This window comes from Phyllobacterium myrsinacearum (assembly GCF_014138285.1).
Classification (GTDB): domain Bacteria; phylum Pseudomonadota; class Alphaproteobacteria; order Rhizobiales; family Rhizobiaceae; genus Phyllobacterium; species Phyllobacterium myrsinacearum_A.
Window position 1 is genome coordinate 271,458 of the sequence record NZ_JACGXN010000003.1, and the last position, 22,549, is coordinate 294,006.

At 54.2% G+C, this 22,549-nt stretch carries 20 protein-coding genes; 8 read left to right on the forward strand and 12 right to left on the reverse strand.

Going from position 1 to position 22,549, the window contains the following annotated elements:
- Positions 1-29: 29 nt before the first annotated feature.
- The 4 genes from sucC to FHW16_RS13540 all read left to right on the forward strand — a co-directional run bounded on the left by sucC (position 30) and on the right by FHW16_RS13540 (position 4,180).
- A complete protein-coding gene (gene sucC, locus FHW16_RS13525) occupies positions 30-1,229 on the forward strand; it encodes an ADP-forming succinate--CoA ligase subunit beta (protein WP_182549734.1) in 1,200 nt (399 codons plus the stop codon).
- Entirely contained in the window at positions 1,229-2,146 is a 918-nt protein-coding gene (gene sucD, locus FHW16_RS13530) for a succinate--CoA ligase subunit alpha (protein WP_182549735.1), read from the forward strand. The genes sucC and sucD overlap by 1 nt, the downstream gene beginning before the upstream one ends.
- A 212-nt stretch (positions 2,147-2,358) precedes the next feature.
- Positions 2,359-3,075 carry a GntR family transcriptional regulator gene (locus FHW16_RS13535; RefSeq protein WP_182549736.1) on the forward strand — a complete coding sequence of 239 codons (717 nt, stop codon included), beginning with the start codon at positions 2,359-2,361 and terminating at the stop codon, positions 3,073-3,075.
- Between the two features lie 94 nt (positions 3,076-3,169).
- On the forward strand, positions 3,170-4,180 hold the full coding sequence (locus FHW16_RS13540; protein ID WP_246711752.1) for an NAD(P)H-quinone oxidoreductase: 1,011 nt from the start codon (positions 3,170-3,172) through the stop codon (positions 4,178-4,180).
- Positions 4,181-4,285: 105 nt separating this feature from the next.
- Here the strand turns inward: FHW16_RS13540 and FHW16_RS13545 are convergent, their stop codons facing one another.
- Positions 4,286-7,609 carry a hypothetical protein gene (locus tag FHW16_RS13545; RefSeq protein WP_182549737.1) on the reverse strand — a complete coding sequence of 1,108 codons (3,324 nt, stop codon included), beginning with the start codon at positions 7,607-7,609 and terminating at the stop codon, positions 4,286-4,288.
- A gap of 372 nt (positions 7,610-7,981) precedes the next feature.
- On the opposite strand from FHW16_RS13545, the gene FHW16_RS13550 reads away from it, so the two are divergent.
- Entirely contained in the window at positions 7,982-8,296 is a 315-nt protein-coding gene (locus tag FHW16_RS13550; RefSeq protein ID WP_348643893.1) for a TetR/AcrR family transcriptional regulator, read from the forward strand.
- Here the strand turns inward: FHW16_RS13550 and FHW16_RS13555 are convergent.
- On the reverse strand, positions 8,280-8,894 hold the full coding sequence (locus FHW16_RS13555) for a cysteine hydrolase family protein (RefSeq protein WP_182549738.1): 615 nt from the start codon (positions 8,892-8,894) through the stop codon (positions 8,280-8,282). The two genes, FHW16_RS13550 and FHW16_RS13555, sit on opposite strands and share 17 nt — an antisense overlap.
- Before the next feature lie 127 nt (positions 8,895-9,021).
- Between FHW16_RS13555 and FHW16_RS13560 the strand changes: the two genes are divergently transcribed.
- Positions 9,022-9,978 carry a GlxA family transcriptional regulator gene (locus tag FHW16_RS13560; RefSeq protein ID WP_182549739.1) on the forward strand — a complete coding sequence of 319 codons (957 nt, stop codon included), beginning with the start codon at positions 9,022-9,024 and terminating at the stop codon, positions 9,976-9,978.
- A 115-nt stretch (positions 9,979-10,093) separates the two neighbouring features.
- Here FHW16_RS13560 and FHW16_RS13565 read toward each other — a convergent pair whose 3' ends face one another.
- From FHW16_RS13565 to FHW16_RS13580, 4 genes are all read right to left on the reverse strand, one after another.
- Positions 10,094-11,896, reverse strand: coding sequence for an NAD(P)/FAD-dependent oxidoreductase (locus FHW16_RS13565; protein WP_182549740.1), 1,803 nt, complete (start codon positions 11,894-11,896; stop codon positions 10,094-10,096).
- A 108-nt stretch (positions 11,897-12,004) separates the two neighbouring features.
- Positions 12,005-12,793, reverse strand: coding sequence for a glucose 1-dehydrogenase (locus FHW16_RS13570; protein WP_182549741.1), 789 nt, complete (start codon positions 12,791-12,793; stop codon positions 12,005-12,007).
- Positions 12,794-12,855: 62 nt separating this feature from the next.
- A complete protein-coding gene (locus tag FHW16_RS13575) occupies positions 12,856-13,932 on the reverse strand; it encodes a 2,3-butanediol dehydrogenase (RefSeq protein ID WP_182549742.1) in 1,077 nt (358 codons plus the stop codon).
- Positions 13,933-14,201: 269 nt separating this feature from the next.
- Positions 14,202-16,106: a sigma-54-dependent Fis family transcriptional regulator gene (locus FHW16_RS13580; RefSeq protein WP_182549743.1), complete on the reverse strand. Its 1,905-nt coding sequence runs from the start codon at positions 16,104-16,106 to the stop codon at positions 14,202-14,204.
- A 301-nt stretch (positions 16,107-16,407) separates the two neighbouring features.
- Here FHW16_RS13580 and FHW16_RS13585 point away from each other — a divergent pair, with 301 nt between their 5' ends.
- Both FHW16_RS13585 and FHW16_RS13590 read left to right on the forward strand, forming a co-directional pair.
- The gene (locus FHW16_RS13585; protein ID WP_182549744.1) at positions 16,408-16,911 is read left to right on the forward strand and encodes an invasion associated locus B family protein; all 504 of its coding nucleotides are present in this window, start codon (positions 16,408-16,410) and stop codon (positions 16,909-16,911) included.
- 189 nt (positions 16,912-17,100) lie between these two features.
- Positions 17,101-18,960: an ABC transporter ATP-binding protein/permease gene (locus FHW16_RS13590; RefSeq protein ID WP_182549960.1), complete on the forward strand. Its 1,860-nt coding sequence runs from the start codon at positions 17,101-17,103 to the stop codon at positions 18,958-18,960.
- A gap of 87 nt (positions 18,961-19,047) precedes the next feature.
- Here FHW16_RS13590 and FHW16_RS13595 read toward each other — a convergent pair whose 3' ends face one another.
- The 6 genes from FHW16_RS13595 to FHW16_RS13620 all read right to left on the reverse strand — a co-directional run bounded on the left by FHW16_RS13595 (position 19,048) and on the right by FHW16_RS13620 (position 22,545).
- A complete protein-coding gene (locus FHW16_RS13595; RefSeq protein WP_182549745.1) occupies positions 19,048-19,230 on the reverse strand; it encodes a hypothetical protein in 183 nt (60 codons plus the stop codon).
- A 57-nt stretch (positions 19,231-19,287) separates the two neighbouring features.
- On the reverse strand, positions 19,288-19,551 hold the full coding sequence (gene minE / locus FHW16_RS13600; RefSeq protein ID WP_182549746.1) for a cell division topological specificity factor MinE: 264 nt from the start codon (positions 19,549-19,551) through the stop codon (positions 19,288-19,290).
- Positions 19,548-20,363, reverse strand: a complete 816-nt coding sequence (gene minD, locus FHW16_RS13605; protein ID WP_182549747.1) for a septum site-determining protein MinD — start codon at positions 20,361-20,363, stop codon at positions 19,548-19,550. Before minD ends, minE begins: the two co-directional genes overlap by 4 nt.
- 30 nt (positions 20,364-20,393) lie before the next feature.
- Entirely contained in the window at positions 20,394-21,146 is a 753-nt protein-coding gene (gene minC / locus FHW16_RS13610) for a septum site-determining protein MinC (RefSeq protein WP_182549748.1), read from the reverse strand.
- Positions 21,147-21,469: 323 nt separating this feature from the next.
- The gene (locus FHW16_RS13615) at positions 21,470-22,339 is read right to left on the reverse strand and encodes an efflux RND transporter periplasmic adaptor subunit (RefSeq protein ID WP_182549749.1); all 870 of its coding nucleotides are present in this window, start codon (positions 22,337-22,339) and stop codon (positions 21,470-21,472) included.
- Positions 22,339-22,545, reverse strand: a complete 207-nt coding sequence (locus FHW16_RS13620; RefSeq protein WP_182549750.1) for a DUF1656 domain-containing protein — start codon at positions 22,543-22,545, stop codon at positions 22,339-22,341. Before FHW16_RS13620 ends, FHW16_RS13615 begins: the two co-directional genes overlap by 1 nt.
- Positions 22,546-22,549: the final 4 nt, after the last annotated feature.

A 22,549-nucleotide genomic window follows, 5' to 3' on the forward strand; every position in this document is an offset into this window, starting at 1 on the left:
TCCGACATTTTCAAGGGGAGGTTTCCTCAATGCATATTCATGAGTATCAGGCCAAGGATGTACTCAAATCTTTTGGCGTGCCCGTACCGGACGGTTATCTGATCGCCAATCTGGAAGAGGCCGAAGAAATGGCCGCAAAGCTCCCAGGGCCTGTCTTCGTCGTCAAATCACAGATTCATGCCGGTGGCCGGGGCAAAGGTTCATTCAAGGAACTCAGCAATGATGCCAAGGGCGGTGTTCGCCTTGCACGGTCAATTGCAGAGGTGCGCGAACATGCGGCTGAAATGCTCGGCAACACATTGGTCACGATCCAGACGGGTCCTGCTGGCAAACAGGTCAATCGCCTCTATGTCGAGGACGGCTCGCTAATTGAAAAAGAATTTTACCTCTCGCTCCTTGTCGATCGGGTAACCAGCCGTGTTTCTTTCGTCGTGTCGACCGAAGGTGGTATGGACATCGAAACGATCGCGCATGACACGCCGGAAAAGATCGTGACGTTTTCGGTCGACCCTGCAACCGGCATCATGCCTCATCATGGCCGGGCCGTCGCTAAAGCGCTGGAACTTGACGGTGATCTCGCCAAGCAGGCCCACGCGCTCGTCGCGAAACTCTATGCCGCCTTCATCGCCAAGGACATGGAGATGCTCGAAATCAATCCGTTGATCGTCTCGAAAGATGGGCAGCTGAAATGCCTTGATGCCAAGGTCAGCTTCGATTCCAACGCTCTCGCCCGTCATCTCGACATATCAGGAATGCGCGACGAGAGTGAAGAGGATGCCAAGGAGATCGAGGCGTCGAAATATGACCTCTCCTATATTACGCTCGATGGCAGTATCGGATGCATGGTCAATGGCGCCGGGCTTGCCATGGCAACAATGGACATCATCAAGTTTTATGGCGCTGAACCGGCCAACTTTCTAGATGTCGGCGGCGGCGCCACAGCTGAAAAGGTCGCGGCGGCGTTCAAGATCATAACTGCTGATCCGAACGTCAAAGGCATTCTCATCAATATTTTCGGCGGCATCATGCGCTGCGACGTGATTGCAGAAGGTGTGATCACTGCCGTGAAGGAAGTGGGGCTGAAGGTTCCGCTCGTCGTCCGTCTCGAAGGCACCAATGTCAACGAAGGCAAGAAGATCATCGCGACATCAGGGCTGAATGTCATTCCCGCCGATGATCTTGATGACGCTGCACAGAAGATCGTCAACGCTGTTGGAGGATTGAACTAATGTCGATACTGATCAACAAGGATACGCGCCTTCTCTGCCAGGGCTTTACCGGGAAGACCGGCACCTTCCACAGCGAACAGGCCATTAAATACGGCACTAAAATGGTAGGCGGCACCTCCCCCGGCAAGGGCGGTACATCACATCTTGGCTTGCCGGTATTCGACACGGTAGCGGAAGCGCGTGAAACGACCGGAGCTGACGCCTCGGTTATTTACGTGCCGCCCTTCGGCGCGGCAGACGCCATCTGCGAGGCTATCCAGGCGGAAATCCCGCTGATTGTCTGCATCACTGAGGGCATTCCGGTTCTCGACATGCAGCGGGTCAAACGCGCGTTGAGCGGTTCGAAATCGCGCCTGATAGGCCCGAACTGCCCGGGCATCATGACGGTCGATGAATGCAAAATCGGCATCATGCCCGGTTCCATCTTCCGCAGAGGTTCGGTGGGCATCGTGTCACGGTCGGGCACACTGACCTATGAAGCAGTGTTCCAGACCTCGCGGGAGGGGCTTGGCCAGACAACTGCAGTTGGAATCGGCGGCGATCCTATCAAAGGTACCGAATTCATCGACATACTGGAAATGTTCCTTGCGGACCCTGCAACGGAATCCATCGTGATGATCGGCGAAATCGGTGGCTCAGCTGAAGAAGAAGCCGCGCAATTCCTCGCCGATGAGGCAAAACGGGGCCGCTCAAAACCAACAGTCGGATTCATTGCCGGACGGACCGCTCCCCCCGGACGGCGCATGGGTCACGCCGGCGCGATCATCTCGGGAGGCAAGGGCGGTGCAGAAGACAAGATCGCTGCTATGGAAGCGGCCGGCGTCTGGATCGCGTCCACTCCGGCACGTCTTGGCGCGACACTGGTGGAGCTTCTGAATGGCGATCTGGAATACAAACGCGCAGCGAATGCCCGATAAAATACTGTCGAGCGAGAACCGCGAGGGGTATGCGATAACTACCCCTCGCAGCAGACAGTTACGGTGTCGTTGGAGTGTCACGCGTGGCACAAAACATTGATTTCAACGAGTAATGGTTGCAAAGATTCGTAAAATGACTTCAAACGTCTACATATGGTATTATACATTCCAAATGAACATGGAGATCACCAGACGTGAGCCCGAGAACCCAGATGCGTTGGCCCCTGGCCGATGAAGCCACCCCAAATCTCGTCCTTGAACCGTTCGCAGCCGAGCCGAACTTCAAAACGCGGATTTACGGTGCGCTGAAGCAGGCCATCGCCAATATGGACATCTACGGCACCGCGGAAGACAAATGGCTTGATGAGCGCCAATTGGCGGACCGGCTTGGCGTCAGCCGTACCCCGATTCGCGAAGCGATCGCGATGCTGGAGCAGCAGGGGTTCGTGAAATCGATTCCACGTCGCGGCATCATGGTTCTGCGCAAGACGAAGCGCGAAGTGATCGAGATGATCCAGGTCTGGGCGGCTCTCGAGGGTATGGCGGCCCGCCTTGTTTCGCTCAATGCCAGTGGCAAGGAAATTGCGCGCTTGAGGAAGCTCTTTGAAGACTTTGACGAAGGTCATAAACCTGCAGATTATCCGGGTGAATATTCCGAAGCCAACCTGCAGTTTCATCAGACACTCATCCAGATGACGGGTTCAAGCATTCTGCGGGAAACAACCGAGAACATTCTTCTCCATGTTCGCGGTATCCGCAAAATCACCATCGGGCGTGATGATCGTGCCTCCCAGTCGATCAAGGATCATCTGGCAATCATCACCGCGCTGGAAACACGTGATACGGAGCTCGCTGAAAAGCTCTGCCGCGATCATACGCTTGGTCTGGCCGCCTATGTCGAGAAGCACAGCGAAGGTATTTTCGATTGAAAATGAAGTGGGGCGACACCGCCTCCACAACGTGATCCCTTAGACACCGGGCGGCGCGGTCCGTTCGAAGTTTTTCATATCCGGAGATGCAGCGATGAACGGTCTTCCCGAAAGCATGACTGTTATCGCTATCAGTGAACCCGGCGGGCCTGAGGTTCTGAAAGCAGAGCAGCGTCCCGTACCCGCCCCGGCGGAAAATGAAATACTTATTCGTGTGGCGGCGGCTGGCGTCAACAGGCCAGACCTGTTTCAACGGGCAGGTTTTTACCCTCCTCCGAAAGGTGCAACGGATCTGCCCGGCCTCGAAGTTGCCGGCACGGTAGCGGCGGTTGGAACCAGCGTCACGCGATGGAAGACCGGAGACCGGATCTGCGCCCTTACTCCCGGCGGCGGCTACGCTCAATTTGCGCTTGTTGACTCGTCGAGTGTGCTCCCGGCACCCCAAGGATTTTCACCTGTTGAAGCGGCCGCCCTGCCGGAAACCTTCTTTACGGTCTGGCATAATATCTTCGAACTTGGCGCCTTGAAGTCAGGCGAAACCCTGCTAGTCCACGGCGGCGCATCAGGCATCGGAACAACCGCGATCATGCTTGGCAAGGCGTTTGGTGCGACTGTCATTGTGACAGCCGGAACCGACGAAAAATGTGCCGCTTGCCGCGAGCTTGGAGCAGATGTGGCTGTCAATTATCGCAATACGGATTGGGTGGCTGAAATCAAGAAAGTTACCGAGGGCCGTGGTGCCAATGTTATCCTCGATATCGTCGGAGGCCCCTATATCGAGCAGAACTATCAAGCAGCAGCCATTGGCGGCAGGATTGTCAATATCGCATTCCTGCAAGGCTCCAAGGCCAATGTCGACTTCATGCGCCTGATGATGAAACGCCTGACCCATACCGGTTCAACATTGCGCGCACAGCCGCTTGAAGCAAAGGCCCGGATTGCAGCCGCACTTGAAACCAATGTCTGGCCGCTTCTCGCCAAGGATGAATGCCGTCCACTTATCCACGCAACGTTCCCGTTCACCAAGGCAAGTGAAGCCCATGCCCTGATGGAGTCAAATGCCAATATCGGCAAGATTGTCCTGACCATCGACGCGAGCTGGTAATGTTGAGAGCCGAGAGAGCCCGCGCTATATCGCGGACGATCCCGTATTTTCAGCCGGGCAACCTGATGGTCGGCGTATAAGGTCGCGTGGACGAGTTTCCGAACGTCAGGAGCGGCTTGGAAGACTATAACCCCAATCCTTGGTCCACGTCCTGAAGTCCTCGATCGTGCCGATCTGTGAGCGCTGAATCCTTGGATCGATCATGATACCATTCTCGTCGGAAACGCCTCTTTTGGTCTCGCCTGGCTTGCTTTTAACCGGAAACTCTCCTTCTCCATTCGGCTTTACCTGAAGTGCCCGATCGATGAGGACATCGCGCTTCCCCGGATCAAGGTTGTACAAATAATCGATCATGATCTCAGGTGACACGCCCTGCGCCTTGGCAATTTCGGGATTCAATGCGAGATAGGGAACAGCGCTCTCGTCGCAATTGGCCAGGCTTTCTGGTTTGTCTACGTCCGGAGCGGCTCCGCGCCAATAAGCCCCGAGCGGGCCCTCCAGATGATTGGAATCCTTCACGTGTCGGTACTGGCCAATGCCAGTAACCAGCCCCGCGGTCAGCAGGAACCCGATTGTAACCACCGGACCTGCTGCCACAGCGTTTGGCAATGCCGCGTAGATACTTGCTGCGGTTCCCGGTGCCCAGGCCGCAGCCATCGGAAGATCTCCACGACCCAGTTCATATCCCAATTGTGCAACGGACAGTCCTGCGCCCAATCCATTGTAAGCACGAGGCAGCCATTCCCAGCCACGCATGCCCTTGATTTGTGAAAAGCCTGCTTTCCAAAAAATGGATCGTGTTCCATCGACAGCCAGAGCCATGTCGCGAGTGGCACCAATACCGAAGTAGTAACCCCACGCCTTGTCCATGGGAGACGTTCCCGGTGCGGTCAGCGAGACCGTGCCCCAGATGTTCAAAAGTGCTGATCCGGTGCTTACAAAAGGAATAGCGGGCGCGTACGCGGCAACACCAGTTCGTGCCTCCAGTGTTCTGACAGGGTTTGCGGCGAGCCAGACATCACGCGCGGTGTCCCTGAGTGCGGAGAAACCGTTGCGGATGGCACCCTTTGGTTCATATCTGGCTGCAATCCATTGGGCGTCAGCCTTCAAGCGACGCTCTGCAGCATTGAGGCTGCGATCCATTGCGTCCAATCTGACGCCAGAGGTCGGTTGTATCGGGTTGGTACCAGGGATAAGCCCGCCACCGGCCTGTGTCTGAAATGCAAAAACCTCCAATAAAACATCACGGCCGGTACGGGAAAGGAAGCCCGCACTCGGACCTGCGTCCTCCTTCGGCCTTGCGCCATCCGGCTGCGAAAAACGTTCCATGAGCGCAAGAGTCAGTTCGGGGCTGTCGTAAAGCGCAGCCTTGGGATCGTCGAGAGATTTGAGTTGCTTGACCAATTCATTATAGGGATCGTCTGCAGGAAGCCGCCCAAGCTCGTCGATCAGCTTATCGAGATCCTGTCCAGGCAAATCCTGAAGACGAACACGCGCCTGATCCGCAGCAATCTGCTGTGAAGACAAAGCCCCGCCAGGACTGTATTGACGCAGCAATGGCAGAAAATTGATTTCAGCGTCCTTGCCCTTGCCTGTCACAACATCCTTATCGAGGCCGTCCCGAATGTCATTTCCGGCGTTCTCGAACCGTTCTGCCCCTTCAAGACCTTGTAACTCTTTTGGCAACCCGCGCGATGCGGCAGCGGTCAGGACTATCGCCTTCCCGTAGCGATCTGCTCGCTCCACCAGGGATTTTTCCGATTTAAGCAGGGATGCGACACCATTGGTGTGGGAGAAACTGCTTGAGCCGCCAATGTTCTCCCGCCCAAGTTCGGAAACATAGACGACCTTTTCGTAAAACTCCTTGCCGGTTGAAGTGCCATTTTTCTTCAGCTCCTCAACCCCCATTCCTGCAAGATTAAGGATGATCGATGCTTCCGATCTGTGTTCAGATTTAACGATGTCCTTGTCCATCAGCTGGCGAGCGATTTCCTTCGCCAAGGCAGGGCTTTGTCCATCTGCGATGGATTCGCGCAAACCAGTGCCGATTTGAAATGCTACGCTCTTCGATGACTCGTCCGACTTCTCGCTCACTTTATCGATAACTCGGACGACAGAAGACGCTAAATCGCTTACCTCGCCCTCACCTTCCTTGGTGGCCATACGGTCCGCGAGGACTGTGAGATCGCTCATAGCGCTCCGTACCTTGGTGAGGTCCGTCATCACCGCTCCGGAGCCGAACTTTATCGATTGCTGAAACAGATCCGTCATCGCCGTATCTAAGGCCGGTGTCGCCCCTTGTACCCGCTGCGCGGTGAGCGCAACATCAATTCCGTCCGTTTGCGCGACCATCTCCTGTAGTTCGGGGACAGAGTGGCGGGTGTCGGCATGTTTGTTATTGCCCGCGGCATTGACTGCGTCGACCGAGGACTGGACGAGAACCTGATTGGCCGCCGAATTCACCGCCGACACAAATGGATCTACCTCCGGGGAGAGATCATGATTTGGTGTCGCCGCTGCGATGATTTGCGACAGATTGCGGACCGCCTGTGTCTCAGCGAGTTTTTTGGCTGCCTTGTCACCGGTGGTTGCTTCAGCAGCGAGGTCGCGCATAAGAGCAGACACGCCGCGGTTAACATTCTGCCACTCAATGGACGGGTCTCGTCTACGTGAGCCTGCCGGTGTACCCTTGGCATCAGCGACAAGTTCCCGCAGACTGGCTTCTCGTGTGCCTCCTGATGCGAGGTCCTTGAACGAAACTTTCCGGTCAAAAATCTCATTCATCGTCGAGCGCGCGCCCTCTTTGGCGTCTTTCACGATCTTCGCAAATTCGGGCTGATCATCACCCACGGGCGCGATTGCCTTTGCATGATCATCAAGCGCCTGGTTCATGGCAGCCTTGTCCAGGCCGGCTGGCAGCGCAGCCTCAAGCAAACCGGGCATGAGAAGTGCCGCCGCTTCCTTCCGTTTCTCGTCGGCATTTTGCAGAACCGACGGCGCTTCCATGGCATTGAGTTTTCGGACATGAGCCGGAGTATCCCGGCTGGGATTGGTCATTTTCGTATAGGATCTATCGGCTCGAACCGCCTCGTCGGTCAGGTCGGACGACGCTTTGACAGTATCGAATAGTTCGCGATCGAGAATGGTCAAGGTATCACCCTCAACGAGGACGTTGGCATCCTGTCTCAAGCCCGGATTCATTAACTGCAGCTGTTCCAGCTTGTAACCGTAGCCTGCACCGACCTGTATGGAGGTCTCGCCGTACTTGATTTGGTGTATAGTTACACCGTCAGCAGATTTGGCATGTTTACGGTCCTTATCGGCATGCTGCTTTTTCGCGTGGGTGACTGCTGTGTCGAAACTTATACTTGCTTGCGTATTTTCGCGAGAAAATCGAGTCCGATAATAAAAATCCACAGGAAATGCCATGTATCTCCCCTTACACAAAGTGTATTTCTCTAGTAAATTGTCATGATTATTCTCATGACAATTTGTGTGAATTCGGAATAATTGAATATTATAAAGATTTGCTGACTTAACAAGTCGAATTACGACTTATTATTACTTCACATGCGACCGAATAAATAAAAAAATAATTCAAAATTTGAAACTTCATGGCGAAGTATCACAACAATTCTATCGCAAACTCCTAATCGGATTGCGAAAATGACCGAAGCCTTCCATCCTCTCTCAATATTCAGCAACCGCGATGTGGGGATCAATTGGGCCTCTGCCAACCATTACAATTGAAAATTGACTGCATCGGTAGAACCTGTATTAAACTGTTGAAATGCCGAGATTATCGACCGCGCTGCCGGGTTGTTCGCCCGACATTGTTTCGAGCACACATCGCTTCAACAGATTGCCGATGCCGTCAACTACTCGAAAGCCGGATTGCTCCACCACTACCCGAGCAAAAAAGCGATTTATGAGGTGGCGCTCACAACGGTACGCGAGCACATGCAGGCGTTGGTCACCAGCGTCGAAGGGATAACCGTCGGTATCGAACGGGATCAGGCTGTTGTAGAGGCTTCAGTTGAGTTCGTGTTGGGCCGGTATGCAGACCGGCCCGCGAATACTGTACATCACCGTTCCGATGCTAACGGGATAGTTTGAGCTCCATTATCTGGGTCGTGGTCAGAATATCACCGAATGTATCGTTGATCGATGCCAAGGCCGCGCGATGCAGCGCGGCATGACCGACCGTTTCACCTTCAGCCATCTCGAGATCGCGGGTTGCGCAGGCGTCGGATGCAACAAGAACATTGTAGCCTAGAGGGACTGCATCGCGCGCGGCCCCAGCGACACAGGCATGGGTCATCAGACCAGTGACAACCAAGGTGTCGATACCAGATTTTTTCAGCCGTTCGTTAAGGTCAGAGGTCGGAAAGACGCTCACCGACGACTTCTGTATGATCTTGTGGTGTGCCGCTGGTTTAAGTTCTGGATGAAATGCCGAGGTTTCGCTGTCTTCTGCAAAGATCGGGCTACCCGCTGGTGTGACGTGACGCACGTGAAAGACCGGAATACCCGTACCATCGGCGTGTGCGATGAGCCGTTTGGCATTGTTAAGCGCGGTTTCACCGTCAGGTATCGGCATCCTGCCGGTGAAATACTCATTCTGAAAATCAATCACCAGCAACGCTGTTTTTGCCGGATCAAGACTGTCGGGTGCACTCACTCCTGCGATCGTCCGAATGGTTGGATGCCTCATGGTATGTCCTTTCGCCTTATTACCAGTGCTGCCCAGTTTGGCATTCTTGCAGCATTGCGAAAGTGACCTGAATGACAATATATGATGAATTCTGGCCAAACTTACCGACGGGAAAAAACCGGGTTCCATGCATAACATTGCTGTCATAGCCTATGAGGGTATCAGCCCCTTTCACTTGTCTGTCCCCTGTATCGTTTTCGGGGATGATCTTTTGAAGCTTGGTGCGCCGCGTTACCACCTGTTTATCTGCGGGGAAAAACCCGGGCTGATCTCCACAATGTCGGGCTTTCATATCGAGGTGCAGCACGATCTTTCGGCTCTGGTCGGGGCTGATACTGTCATCATGCCTGCCTGGCGCGATCCCGATGATCGACCCTCTGCAACCCTGCTGAGTGCTCTGCGTGCAGCGCATGCGCGAGGCGCCCGAATGGTCGGATTATGCCTGGGCACATTTGTCCTGGCTGAGGCCGGTTTGCTGGATGGCCGCACCGCCTCCACCCATTGGGCTTGGGCGGAACAATTCAAGCGAACCTATCGATCGGTGGCATTGGACCAGAATGCGCTCTACGTTGATGAAGGCGATATTCTGACATCAGCCGGAACGGCGGCCGCTATCGACTGCTGCCTTCATCTCGTACGGCGTGATCATGGAGCAGAGGTCGCCAACCGTATTGCACGTCGGCTGGTGGTCGCTCCGCATCGTCGCGGTGGTCAAGCTCAATATATCGAGAAACCGTTACCCGACTCCGGCATAAACGACCAGCTTACAACCACGTTGGAATGGGCGATCGAGCACCTTGCCGATCCCATGAGCCTTGAGCAATTGGCTGCGCGTGCCGGAATGAGCTTGCGCAGCTTCACCCGCCATTTCAGGAAAAAGACTGGGACGACAGTCACGCAATGGCTTCTGAACCATCGTCTGGCGACAGCGCAGCGTCTCCTGGAGACCAGCGATTGCTCCGTCGACAGTGTCGCGACCATCGCGGGATTTGGTTCGACAGTGTCGCTCCGTCAGCATTTCACGCGGGCCTTCTCGATCTCTCCCGTCGGCTATCGACGCCAGTTTCGGACAAAACCCGCGTAAGACAATGGACATTCGGGCGTCTGGAAACTTGGCATTGCTGCATCTCCTCAGCATGACGACTGCCGGGATTCAGCGTGCGCCAAATGGATTGGCGCACGCCGCGCTGCCGTTGGCTCTACGATAGATGGTACACCGTCTGCAGGCCATAGACGGGCGTTTGAATACCCTCCATCCGGGCCTTCAATTGCAGTGAGAGATACTGCGAATAGTGGCGTGACTGGTGCAGGTTGCCACCATGGAACCACAATGCCTCTTGCTGGGTTGGCTTCCACATATTGCGTTGTTCGCCTTCCCAGGGCCCGGGATCCTTTGTGGTATCCGAACCAAGTCCCCAGCATTTGCCGACCTTGTCCGCCACTTCGCGTGAAATGAGGTCTGCAGCCCAACCATTCATAGAACCATAACCTGTGGCATAGACAATCAGATCCGCAGCCAGTTCGCGTCCATCCTCCAGCACGATCCCGCTCTCGCTGAGTTCACGAATGCTGACACCGCTTATCAGCTTGATCTTGCCGTCAGCAACAAGGTCACAGGCGCCGACGTCGATATAGTAACCGGAGCCACGACGCAGATACTTCATGAACAGACCTGATTCATCGTCACCAAAGTCCAGCATGAATCCCGCTTTCTCAAGCCGCCCGTAGAAATCCGCATCCTTCTCGCGAATTTTGTCATAAACCGGCTTCTGAAATTCATGCATGATGCGGTACGGTAGCGAGGCAAAGATCAGGTCGGCTTTCCGCGTGGTCATGCCATTGGCAACAGCCCGCTCGGAATAAAGATCGCCCAGACCAATTTCCATCAATGAATCGGATTTGACGATGTGGGTCGAGGAACGCTGCAACATGGTCACATCGGCTCCGCCCTCCCAAAGCGCTGCGCAGATGTCGTGCGCAGAATTGTTGGAGCCGACCACCACCACTTTCTTACCCGCATAGGCCTCTGGCCCAGGATGCTGGGACGAGTGCTGCTGCTCGCCCTTGAAGACATCCATACCTTTAAATTTCGGCCAATTGGCCTTGCCGGACATGCCTGTTGCCAGAACAAGCTGCTTGGGACGCAGCATGATTTCTTTGCCGTCGCGCTCGACGATGACCGTCCATTCCTGAGCAGCTTCATCAAACTGTGCTGATTTGCAGACAGTCGAGCTCCAATAATTCAGTTCCATAACCTTGGTGTACATTTCCAGCCAGTCGCCGATCTTATCCTTTGGTGCGAAGACCGGCCAGTTATCAGGGAACGGAATATAGGGAAGATGGTCGTACCACACCGGGTCATGCAGGCAGAGTGATTTATATCGTTTGCGCCAACTGTCACCTGCGCGCTCGTTTTTCTCAATAATGATCGTGGAAACGCCAAGCTGTCGCAAGCGGGCCCCAAGAGCAATGCCGCCCTGGCCCCCGCCGATAATGACGCAGTACGGCTGCACGGTATAGCCAAGTTCGCTGGCCTCCGCCTCACGGTTTTCCTTCCAGCTTTTACGGCCAGGTTTACTGCCATGCTGCGCACCCATCGGCCTGAGAGCCCCCTTGGGCTCTTCATAACCTTTGAGTTCCGACATCGTTGTCAGAAGCGACCAGATAAGACCGTTTTTCAGACGGATGTGGCCGTATCCACGCGCAACACCGGTTTCAAATTCGATCCAAGCCTGGGTGACGCCGTCATCGTCCGTGGCAACTTCTTTTACATCCTGCCGCCAGTCGTGCGGTTTGATGCGTGCGAGCTGTTCCGTCAGCATGGCGCGTATCTGTTCATGCCCTTCAAGGGTTTTCAGATTCCACGTGAATGTCACAAGGTCTCGCCAGTAGCAATCTTCCTGAAACAGATTGACGGCCGCTTCAATATCTCCGCTTGCGAGGGCCTTTTCGAGCTTCGCAAGAACCGTCTCAATTTTCTGATAGGGGTTGTCATCAAGCATAAAATCTCCTCCGTTCTGCCTGTTAATCCTAGCGTTTTGCAAGACCAGCTCCGATCTCCTCCCGGCCTTTTCTTACAAAACCAACGTTTCATTTCGGTCCGTCTGCAATCAAATGAGCATCATACCACCGTCCACAACGATCGATTGACCGGTGACATAATCAGACCCGGCTGATGCCAGAAATTGCGAAATACCGATCAGATCACTTGCGATGGACGGACGTCCAAGCAGTATCTCCGCCGAGAAATCCTCAAACGCTTCATTGTCCCGTTTCGTCAGTCCCTCATCCTTGAAACCCTTGTCGATCAGTTTCCACATATCGGTCGCTACGACACCGGGGCAGATGGCATTCACATTGATCTTATGCTGCCCGAAAGCTCTTGCTGCAGCCTGCGTCAGCGCGACAACACTGAACTTGCTGGCGCTGTAGTGAGCCAGGGGTTCATATCCCTGTCTGCCCGCAATGGACGCTGTATTGATGATCTTACCACCACCGCCCTGCGCAATCATCTGGCGGACAGCTTCCTGAATTCCGATAAGCCCGCCCAAACCATTGACGTCCATGACGCGGTGCCAATCATCTTCCGTTATATCGAGGAACGGCCGAACCTGAGCAATACCAGCATTGTTGAACATCACGTCGAGACGGCCAAACTCCGAAACCGTCGCAGCAATCATTGCCTTGATGCTCGCCCGTTTCGTCACGTCCACTCCGATACCGATCGCACGGCCACCCCCATCTGCAATGCTCTTCGCCACTCCCTTGGCATCTGCCTCGTTGATATCGGCGATGGTCAGCCGTGCGCCTTCCAAGGCCAATCCGCGAGCAATTGCCTCGCCGATACCTCTGGCAGACCCGGTCACAATGATGGAACGATCTTTGACACTGTTAGACACAAACTTCTCCCTTTCTGTCTGGGCGACGATACATCTGACGAACTCCTCCCCGCCGGAAGCTGCTATGAGCCCACATCGATCAAAATCTTGAGATTAGCCCCTGCAGGATCAAGCAAGGTGTCAAAACCCTCGGTAACAGCTTCATCAAGGGTAATACGTTTGGTCACAACCTTGTGTGCCGGCAGCAGACCGGAGCTTATCAAACGGATAACGCGCGGCCAGTAATGCGTTGGATAGGCCCAGGAACCACGTATATCGATATCCTTGAACGTCACCTGAAACCAGTCGAGCGGGTTTTCATGCGGGTGAAGTCCCGTTTGCACAACGACGCCCTGCTTGCGCACGGCATCCGCGCAGGCTTTCAATGCGCGTTCACTGCCGACGCATTCAATGGCAACGTCACAGCCAACACCACCCTCCGTACACGATCGTACGATATCGCCAACCGTCTCGTGTCCCGGATTGATGGTGATGATATCCGGCAATATGCGGGTGGCAAGCTGCAGCCGCGTATCATTGATATCAGACAGAAAGAGTTGTGCAGCGCCGGCGGCACGTGCAGCAAGAAGTGTCAGAACACCGATCGGCCCGGCACCCGTGACAAGAACACTGCTTCCTGCCGTTACACCACCACGATCGCATGCATAGACAGCAACGGCGGTTGGCTCGACCAGCGCAGCTTCCTCATCCGTCATTTCGTCGGGGATTCGCTGAACGTTGTATTCGTTCAGGAGTGCGTATTCCGCCATGCCTCCCGATTGCCAGCTCAAACCGGCGAGAGCGAGACTAGGGCTCAGGTGGAACAGGCCTGGATCGGCAAAATAGTCCCCGGACCTCGGCATGATCAAAGGTTGTACCGAAACCCGTTCTCCAGGCTGGACAGAGGTAACACCCTTGCCAATCGCCTCCACGACACCGCCGAACTCATGGCCAAGCACCTGCGGTCCTTTGGCATCGGTGAATGGATGGGGCTCCACCGGTATGAAGATAGGGCCTGACACGTATTCATGCAGGTCTGTCCCACAGATACCGACGAACCGGTTGCGGATCAGCACCTGTCCTTCGGGCGGTGTGAGGGACGGTTTCTCAATATCGTCGAGGCGAAGATCTTTCGCCGCGTGAAAACGCAATGCCTTCATTCATTCCTCCCGGTCCCTTTTGTTGATTGAAACGGCGGAACCTCTTCGTTTGATGCGGGCTCGCCGATTCACAATTGATGCAAATGACGAACCTGCAGCCAGACATAGCAAGGAGCGTGCCATGGGCCATAGATTGAGTTAGAGCTTTGTTCTCATTGAGTATTTTTGAAAGACCAGTTGCGTTACGCTGCCAGAACTGCTGCATTTGCAACAGGTGACGCGTTGCAATGCGCAACACCTGCAACAGGTTCGGCCCGTTTGGTATTCGTTTAATGTGCTGCTTGACGTCGGAGCTTTTGCAGTTGCCGATGCACCGTTGACCGGTCAACCCCGAGCAAACGGGCTGCTGCGGATACATTTCCGTGGGAGGCAGCAAGGGCCTGTTTTAGCGCTGTTACTCCGTCCGATGCGCGTTTCTCTTCCATAAAGGACGTCGAGGCAGGCTTCTGGATGGTGTCAGGCAGATCGATCAACTGAATCCGCGCGTTGTCACACAGCGCCGAAGCAACATCAAGCACGTTGCATAATTCTCGAATATTGCCGGGCCAGGTGTACTGCTGCAGCGCCAATCGCGCCTCCGGGCTCAAAACAGGTGTCGATCCTGTGTCGGCAGTACGTTTCTTCAAAATTTCAGTAAGCAGCCAGTCGAAATCATCCCTGTCACGCAACGCGGGCAAAGACAGCGTGGCTGCATTCAACCGATAAAACAGGTCTTCACGGAACGCCCCCTTGCCGACAAGCTCGGCAAGGTTCCGATGTGATGCTGATAGAATACGAACATTGACCGGCTTGGCGCGCGACGCACCCAGTGGCAAGACTTCTCGTTCTGCAAGAACCCGCAAGAGACGGCTTTGCAGCGCCAACGGCATGTCGCCGATTTCGTCCAGAAACAGTGTGCCGCCGTCCGCTTCTTCTACGAGTCCTTTGCGACCTTTTGCCAGCGCGCCCGTAAAAGCACCGGGAGTGTAGCCGAACAGCTCGCTCTCGATGAGTTGTTCGGGCATCGCCGCGCAATTTACAGCAATGAAACGTCCTTTCGCACCACTGCTGTCGTGGATTGCGCGGGCAAGAAATTCCTTGCCCGTGCCAGTTTCGCCCTGAATGAGAATTGCTACCGGTTTGCCTGCAAGCTTGGCGGCTTTGGTCTGCAACGCAGCAAGCTGCGGATCGCCATTGCTCAAACGCCGAAGCGACGCGGGTATTGGCTCGCTGATCGTCTGCGTCCCGCGAAGCACGTAATGTGGTTCGATCGCATGAGCAAAAAGCATGTTGCCGTCACGGGCAAAGACCAGACGGTCTTCCGAAGGACGTGTGCGTGTCAGATTACCAAGATCATCGGTATCCATATCGAAAAACCGGGCGATCGGCTGACCGATCAGGCCCGCCGGGTAACGCCAATCCAGCCCGGCAGCACGCGCCAGTATTTTTGCGCCATCGTGGGTCATGCCGATAATGTGTCCGGAACCGTCGATGGATATCGCAGCTTCCGGGTCCACATCGAGGAACTCCGGCGAGCGGGAAAAGCGCAAAACCCATTCATTGCGGGTCTGGGCCATGAGGTTGGCGAGTTCAATTCGCCGTACCGTCGCTGTCACCAGATGCAGGGCCAGATTCTGGCTTGCCTTGATTTGCGGCGAGCGCAGGAGCGAAATATCCAAAACAGCCGACAGGTGCCCTTGCGCATCATAAATCGGAGCCGCCGTGCAGGTAAGCGGCGTGTGAGTATTGTCAAAATGGTCCGTCTGGTGGATCGTCAGAGCCTCGCCTGTCTCAAGGCATGAACCAACGGCACAGGTTCCAGCGCGTGATTCCGACCATTCTGAACCCAGATAAAGACCGGCCTTGCGCAGATTGTTGTCAAACAGCGGATCGCCAAGAAACTCGACGGTCACGCCTTCCCGATCGGACAACAGAAGCACGTAATTCTGGCCCGCAACGTGGCGAAAGAGGTTCTCAAGCCCTGATCTTGCTATCGAAATCAATTGTTCCGATTGCTGCCTGTGCTCGCGCAATTGCGTTTCCGGAACGATATAGGCCTCGCAAGCCAATGCCGGATCCAGCCTGTGCTGTGTGATACAACGCCGCCATGATTCAACAACCGTCTCATCCCGGTTCGTTGAACCTCCCAGACCAACCTTTTCGATTTCGCGAATATGTTCCGAATGCAAGGACATGAGATACGCCTCCCAGCGCGCCGCTCTCCTCTTTCACCAGCGAAACCCAGTCTGCACGAGTTGGGTCGATTGTAAATACAGCCAAGATCGGGCACTCGAGGATGCAACGGCCGTCGATACCGGTTGCTCCACACTGCTCAGGATTCGAAAAACCCAACTTCGCTCTGTCGATCACAGAACCTTGATCATGGTTTAACCAATTCGTAACGCGGGTTAATTCCAATTAACGCGAGCCCGAGCGGGCCAAATTTGAGCCGACATTCAATGGCGGCAAAACGATACACAAATTAAGGATAGTGGAATGAATTCAAAAATCTGCATGGTGGCAGCAGCTTGCCTATTTGGGCTGGTGAGCCAGACCTTTGCTCAAGTTCCGCAGCAGATCGGAAAATTTAAAGAATGGGGAACATATAAGTACACCTCGAAAGGGGCCATTACCTGTTACATTCTTTCAGTTCCTACCGCACAGCTACCCGCCACCGTTGACCACGGCGATAACTACTTCATGATAAGGCGTATGCATAGCCAGCCCGTCGAGTATGAGCCGCAGGTGGAAGCGGGTTATCAGCTCAAGCCAGATTCAAAAGTAACACTTTCAGTGGACGGGCAAAGCTTCAGCTTATTCACGGAAGGAAACCGTGCATGGCTGGAAGACTCTGCCAATGGCAAGCAACTGATGGCAATCCTTCGGGCGGGGCAGAGCATGACAATCAGTGCCGAATCCCAACGCGGTACAAAGACCCAGTACGAGTATTCGCTGATGGGCATATCAGCAGCGCTGAACGCGACGTCACCATGTCGATAAAGTGCGTTGCTTAGCCGCTGCCTAATGCCAGTTCACAAAATTTAATCGAATTTTAACCACGACTTGTTGCAATGCGTAACATTGTGTTACCGTACTGAATACGCAAGTCAGGGAAATTCGTTGGATAAAGGCAATACAGACAGCAGATTTGAGGCTGACAGCACGGCAAAGAGCAGCCCTGTCGCATCAATGCACAGTTTTTGGGGTCTCATACGCGCGTATTGGGTTTCAGATCGCTGGAGGGAGGCGTGGGCTCTAACTCTGGCGATTCTCCTGCTGACTGCCGCAGCAAGCAAAACAAGTGTCTGGATGGCAGTAGCATCAGGTGAACTGCTGAACTCAATTGTCAACATCCACGACCCGCTTGTGCTCGATCCCCTCGCTGGCATCTTGTCCAGCGCGGGTTTCCTCGTCCTGCTGGTGTTGATCAAGGAGGTGGGATTTGTTGGCCTGCGCCACCTGCTGTCGACAACGTTGCATCGGAAATGGCGAGGATGGCTCAATGGACGATTCAATGACGCTTTGCTCGATACGAACCACACCCATTTCCACCTGCAGCAGGGTAATTCAACAATACCTGGCTCACCGGCGGCGATGCCGGATAATATCGACCAGCGGATTCATGAATCCATCAAGGGCATGACAGGCGGTGCAATAGGCCTGGCGATGGGCATTGCCGGTGTTGCCACGTCTGTCGTGTTTATCGGCCAGAGCCTGTTGCAACTCTCGACAGAAATATCGGGATTTGAGTTTCTTGGACGTTACGGAAGTGCCACATTCGCCTTCGTTGCCATTGCAGTCTACGTACCGGTCAGCACCTGGATCGCTGCGCGGATTGGCCGAATCCTGGAAAAGCTTACCTTAAAACTCCAACAGACCGAAGGCAGCTACCGAGGAGAACTGACTATCTTCCTGCGGCGCAGCTTTCAGGTCGCGGCCTCCCGTGGTGAAGGTGTCCAGCGATCCGTCAATGGAGAGCTCTACGGCGATATCGACAAGGTCTGGTCACAATTAAACAAATACGATGCGGGCTATATGTCCTTCACGGCGGTTTACAATTTCTTCGCCGCCCGGATCGTGGCTTATTTGCCCGGCCTTCTCCCTTATATGAGCAATACAATCAGCCTCAAGAATTACATTACCGGAGCCGAACTCGTTGGCTCGATGATCAATGATTGCTCTTGGTTTATTCAGGTCATGCCTGCGATCGCCAATCTGAAAGCCAATGCGGGGCGGGTAACCGAGCTCGCCGGCGCCATCAATCTCGTCCAGAAGCCATCCGAACTTTATCAAACAAACGGAGTGAGCGAATTTCGATACGGCACGCAACACGAGTTTTTTGGCTTGACGATACGCAATCTTGAACTGATGCATCGGGAGACGACCGCCCAACCCTTTCTATCGCTGACCAATATGCGATTCCGGCAAGGAGACTGGGTCTATTTGAAAGGCGAATCCGGCAGCGGAAAATCTTGTGTTTTGAAAGCAATCAACGGTCTTTGGCCGCATGGACGTGGGGATATTACATTTCCTGAGGGTGTAACAACGCTGTATGCGGCTCAGGACATCAAACTTCCCAGCGTTTCTCTCAAGCAACTCATCAGTCTTCCCATGAACGAAACAGAGTTCCCGGACACCGCTATTGCGACAGCCCTTTATCGCGCCGGAATGGGCGATCTCATAGAGCACCTTCATGCCGAACGGATTGACGGCACGACTTGGGATCAAATGTTATCCGGCGGACAAAAACAAAAACTCGTTCTGACAAGAATTCTTCTGCATGCACCGGGCATTCTTTTTCTTGATGAAGCAACAAGTGCACTCGATCCACATTCGAAGATTGCCTTTCACCAAGCAATCAAGGATCACTGTCCCGCGGCCACCGTCATCAGCGTCATGCATGACCAGGACCCACCCAAATCGTTGGACGGTTTCAACTTTTACTCATTCATCCTGGATATTCGCAATGGCAGAGCCGAACTGGAGACGTTGTCGGCACCTGCCATTGCATTCGGCCATCCAACCGGAACCATAATCGCGGCGGAGTGACAACAGCCTGCTCCCGTTAAAATGAGAAAATCGAGCAGGCTTAGATTTGAGCCCTCAATGATTTGCGCAGAACCTTGGAAGCCACCATCAAGATGCAGAATGTGCTTCGCCAGTCTTAAGGTCGATTCCAACAGCCTGTTCACAAAGAGCAACGTGTCTGGCCAACGCATCAATTGGCAGGATTGCACTGATCGTGCAAATATCGCGCTTCTGAAACTTTGGCATTCCCTGAAGTTCCTTCAGCCGCTCAAGAAGTTCAACCCGGCTCATACTACTCTCCCTTCATTCAATGGCTTTGCTTTGCCCAATCTCCTTGGCTGGCATCCGTCACGCGGCTCGGACACCTGCCTTCAAGGGGATGTCAATGTCGACTTCCAGCGTCGATACCTGATCATCGCTACCCATTTTCACTCGAACTTTCTCTCGATCGATTTGTATGTGCTTGGCGACAACTGCCAGAATTTCTTCCCGCAATTGAAGAACTAAATCCGAATGCCCTTGTGATGCACGTTCATGGGCAAGCAGAATCTGCAGACGCTCGCGTGCCTTGGGTGCCGAAGCCTGCTTGTTGAAGAAACGGAAAATGCTCATGCTGCCCTCCGTCGGAATATTTTACCCAATAAACTGCGCTTTTCGCTCGGAATCGTGATGGGGACATTTTCGCCCGCGAGGCGTCGCGCAGCGTCCATATATGCCAAGGCCGGTGCACTATCCTTGTCGGCCAAGGTTACTGGCGAGCCGATGTTCGACGCGCGCAGGACATCTTGGCTCTCCGGAATGATACCCAGCAGTGGAATAGATAGAATTTCGAGAACATCATCGACTTTCAACATGTCGCCTCGTTCCGCCCGGGTCGCATCGTAGCGTGTTAAGAGGAGATGTTTTTCCATTCTCTCACCGCGTTCAGCCTTCATTGTCTTTGAATCAAGAAGACCAATAATCCGATCTGAATCTCGAACCGACGAGACTTCCGGATTGGTTACGACAACTGCCACGTCGGCATGTCGCATCGCCAATGTCGCTCCGCGTTCAATTCCTGCAGGGCTATCACAGATGATCCAATCAAAGGTTTTCTTCAACTCTTCAATGACTTTCTCGACGCCCTCAGCAGTGAGATTGTCTTTGTCGCGGGTTTGGGATGCGGGCAGCAAGAAAAGGGTATCGAGCCGTTTGTCGCGAATGAGAGCCTGTGGCAATTTAGCGTCACCCTGGATGACGTTCACCAGATCGAAGACGACACGACGCTCTGCACCCATAACGAGATCCAGGTTCCGTAGTCCCACGTCGAAATCGATGACAACTGTCTTCTCGTTACGCTGAGCGAGTGCAGCGCCAAGTGCGGCGGTTGATGTGGTTTTGCCAACACCGCCCTTGCCCGAGGTAACGACTATCACTTTTCCCATATTCTTTTCCTATCTTACCCGAGCACTGACCTAACCGAATGTTTCTGCCAATATGGAGTCTCCTTCGAGCCAAAGCTGTACAGCTTTCCCTCGAAGTCGCGGCTCCATATCTTCAGCTGTCTTGTAAAGGCCATCAATGGCCAACAGCTCTGCTTCCAGTTTGCGGCAAAAAATACGCGCCGATGCGTTCCCGGCCGATCCTGCCATAGCCCGGCCTCGCAGTGTGCCATAGACGTGGATGGAACCGCCGGCGATTATTTCAGCGCCTGAGGCCACTGATCCGATGATCGTTATATCGCCTTCCGGGAAGATGACCGACTGCCCCGATCGCACCGGCTCTTTAATGATGATGGACGGCATCACGCGAATCTGTGTTCCGTCGGAAGAGCTGGCAGAGGGCACCGGAGGCCGGGTATTCCCAGCAAGTGTTTCGTTAACCGGCTTTGCTACCGGCGCCTGGAAATCAGTTGCAGATTTTCCGCCTCTCATGGCCGGCGGCATACCAGGAGCAAGCAGCGATGGCCGCGCACCCTCTATACCCATTAACGAGACGCCGCGCTTGGCAAGCTCTTCGATAAGAAGCGTTAGCTGAGCACGATCTGTTTGCAGGTTCTCAACGTCGAGAACAATCGGCTTGCCCAAGAAAAAACCTGCAGAACGTGATGCAAGATCATCCAGTTGGGCCAGCCAGCGATCAATCGGGGCTTCGGGCGAAAGCACGAGGGCGAGAAACGATCGGCCTTTAAGTCGTATTGGTTGAGAATCTGTTAGCACTTTGTTCATCTAAGTTAATTTTTCGTTCCGGCGGTATAGGCGGCCAATGGTTAACAGATAGTTAATTTTGGCTGATTTTGCACAGATGAAAATCTGCAATACGGCCCTTGCGCAGACTAAGCAGCTGCGCTTCGTTCGGATGAATTTGTCGGGTTAGCACTGCCCCAAGCTGCACCGAATAGTGATCTTCAATTACCCACGAATCCTCAGATTATTCGCAGCAACGCCCATGATCTTCATCGTCGAAAACCCGCGCCGAACAGGGTCACGAGATGCTCCGTTGGCCATCAAGCTCCTTATGTGGAGCAGTTGTGAGGAACTGTTGCCAGTCCTCAATTATCCGGCAAAACCGCCACAGTGGCTGTCATCCCCGCAACCAACTGGATTCCGAGTGGAACATTATCGAACGCGATACGTACAGGGATGCGCTGTGCGAGACGAACCCAACTGAAAGTCGGATTTATATTGGCAAGCAGACCAGATCCGGCGGTGCGCTCGCGATCCTCGATGCCGGCAGCGACACTCTCGACATGACCTTTGATCATCTCAGACTGTCCTATGAGCTTTACCGATACGGGATTCCCGATATGGATTCGCGCCAGTTTGGTCTCCTCGAAATATCCTTCGACACGCAGCGAATCCGTGTCGACCAGAGCCATTTGAGCACTGCCCGTGGTCACATAGTTTCCGGGACGAAGCGATAGATTGGTGATGGTGCCATTGACCGGCGCCCTGACCTCCGAACGTTCCCTGTTCAAGCGGGCAAGTTCCAGGTTTGCATTGGCTCCAAGATAGCTGGCTTGGGCTTGTGCCTCGGCGGCCTGCGATACTTCCTTTTGCTGTTGGGAAATTACTCCGCCCAATTGATCACGCCGTTGCCGATCACGTGTAGCTTGCTCCAGCGTAGCCTTTGCACCTTCCGCCGCGGCTTGCGCCTGTTCCATGGCGATCTGAAAACGCCGGGAGTCGATACGAAAAAGAATGTCACCCTTCTTGACAGCGTCATTGTCCTTGACCAGCACCTCACTGACAAGTCCGGACACATCGGGGGCAACCGCGACGATATCGGCACGCACGCGAGCGTCACGCGTCCAAGGATCGTTCATATAATGTTGCCAAAGCTCTCGCCCAACGAATGCCGCACACATGACAAGGATGATCGTCACGAGCACACGACCCGCGAGCTGAATTTTCTTCTTCATTACATTATCCGTTGATAAACCGTTGTTACACCGCCAAGCAGCACGACATAGAGCGCGACATCGAACAAACCGCGATGCCAGACCATTGCATAAATTCCTGTCAGGGCCAGGATCTTCCGAACAAGTCCCATAAGCACGAGGGTCAACATCATCGCTCCGAGAAGTCCCGGTACATACACCCCGTAAATATCGAGTTCGTTCAACATCACA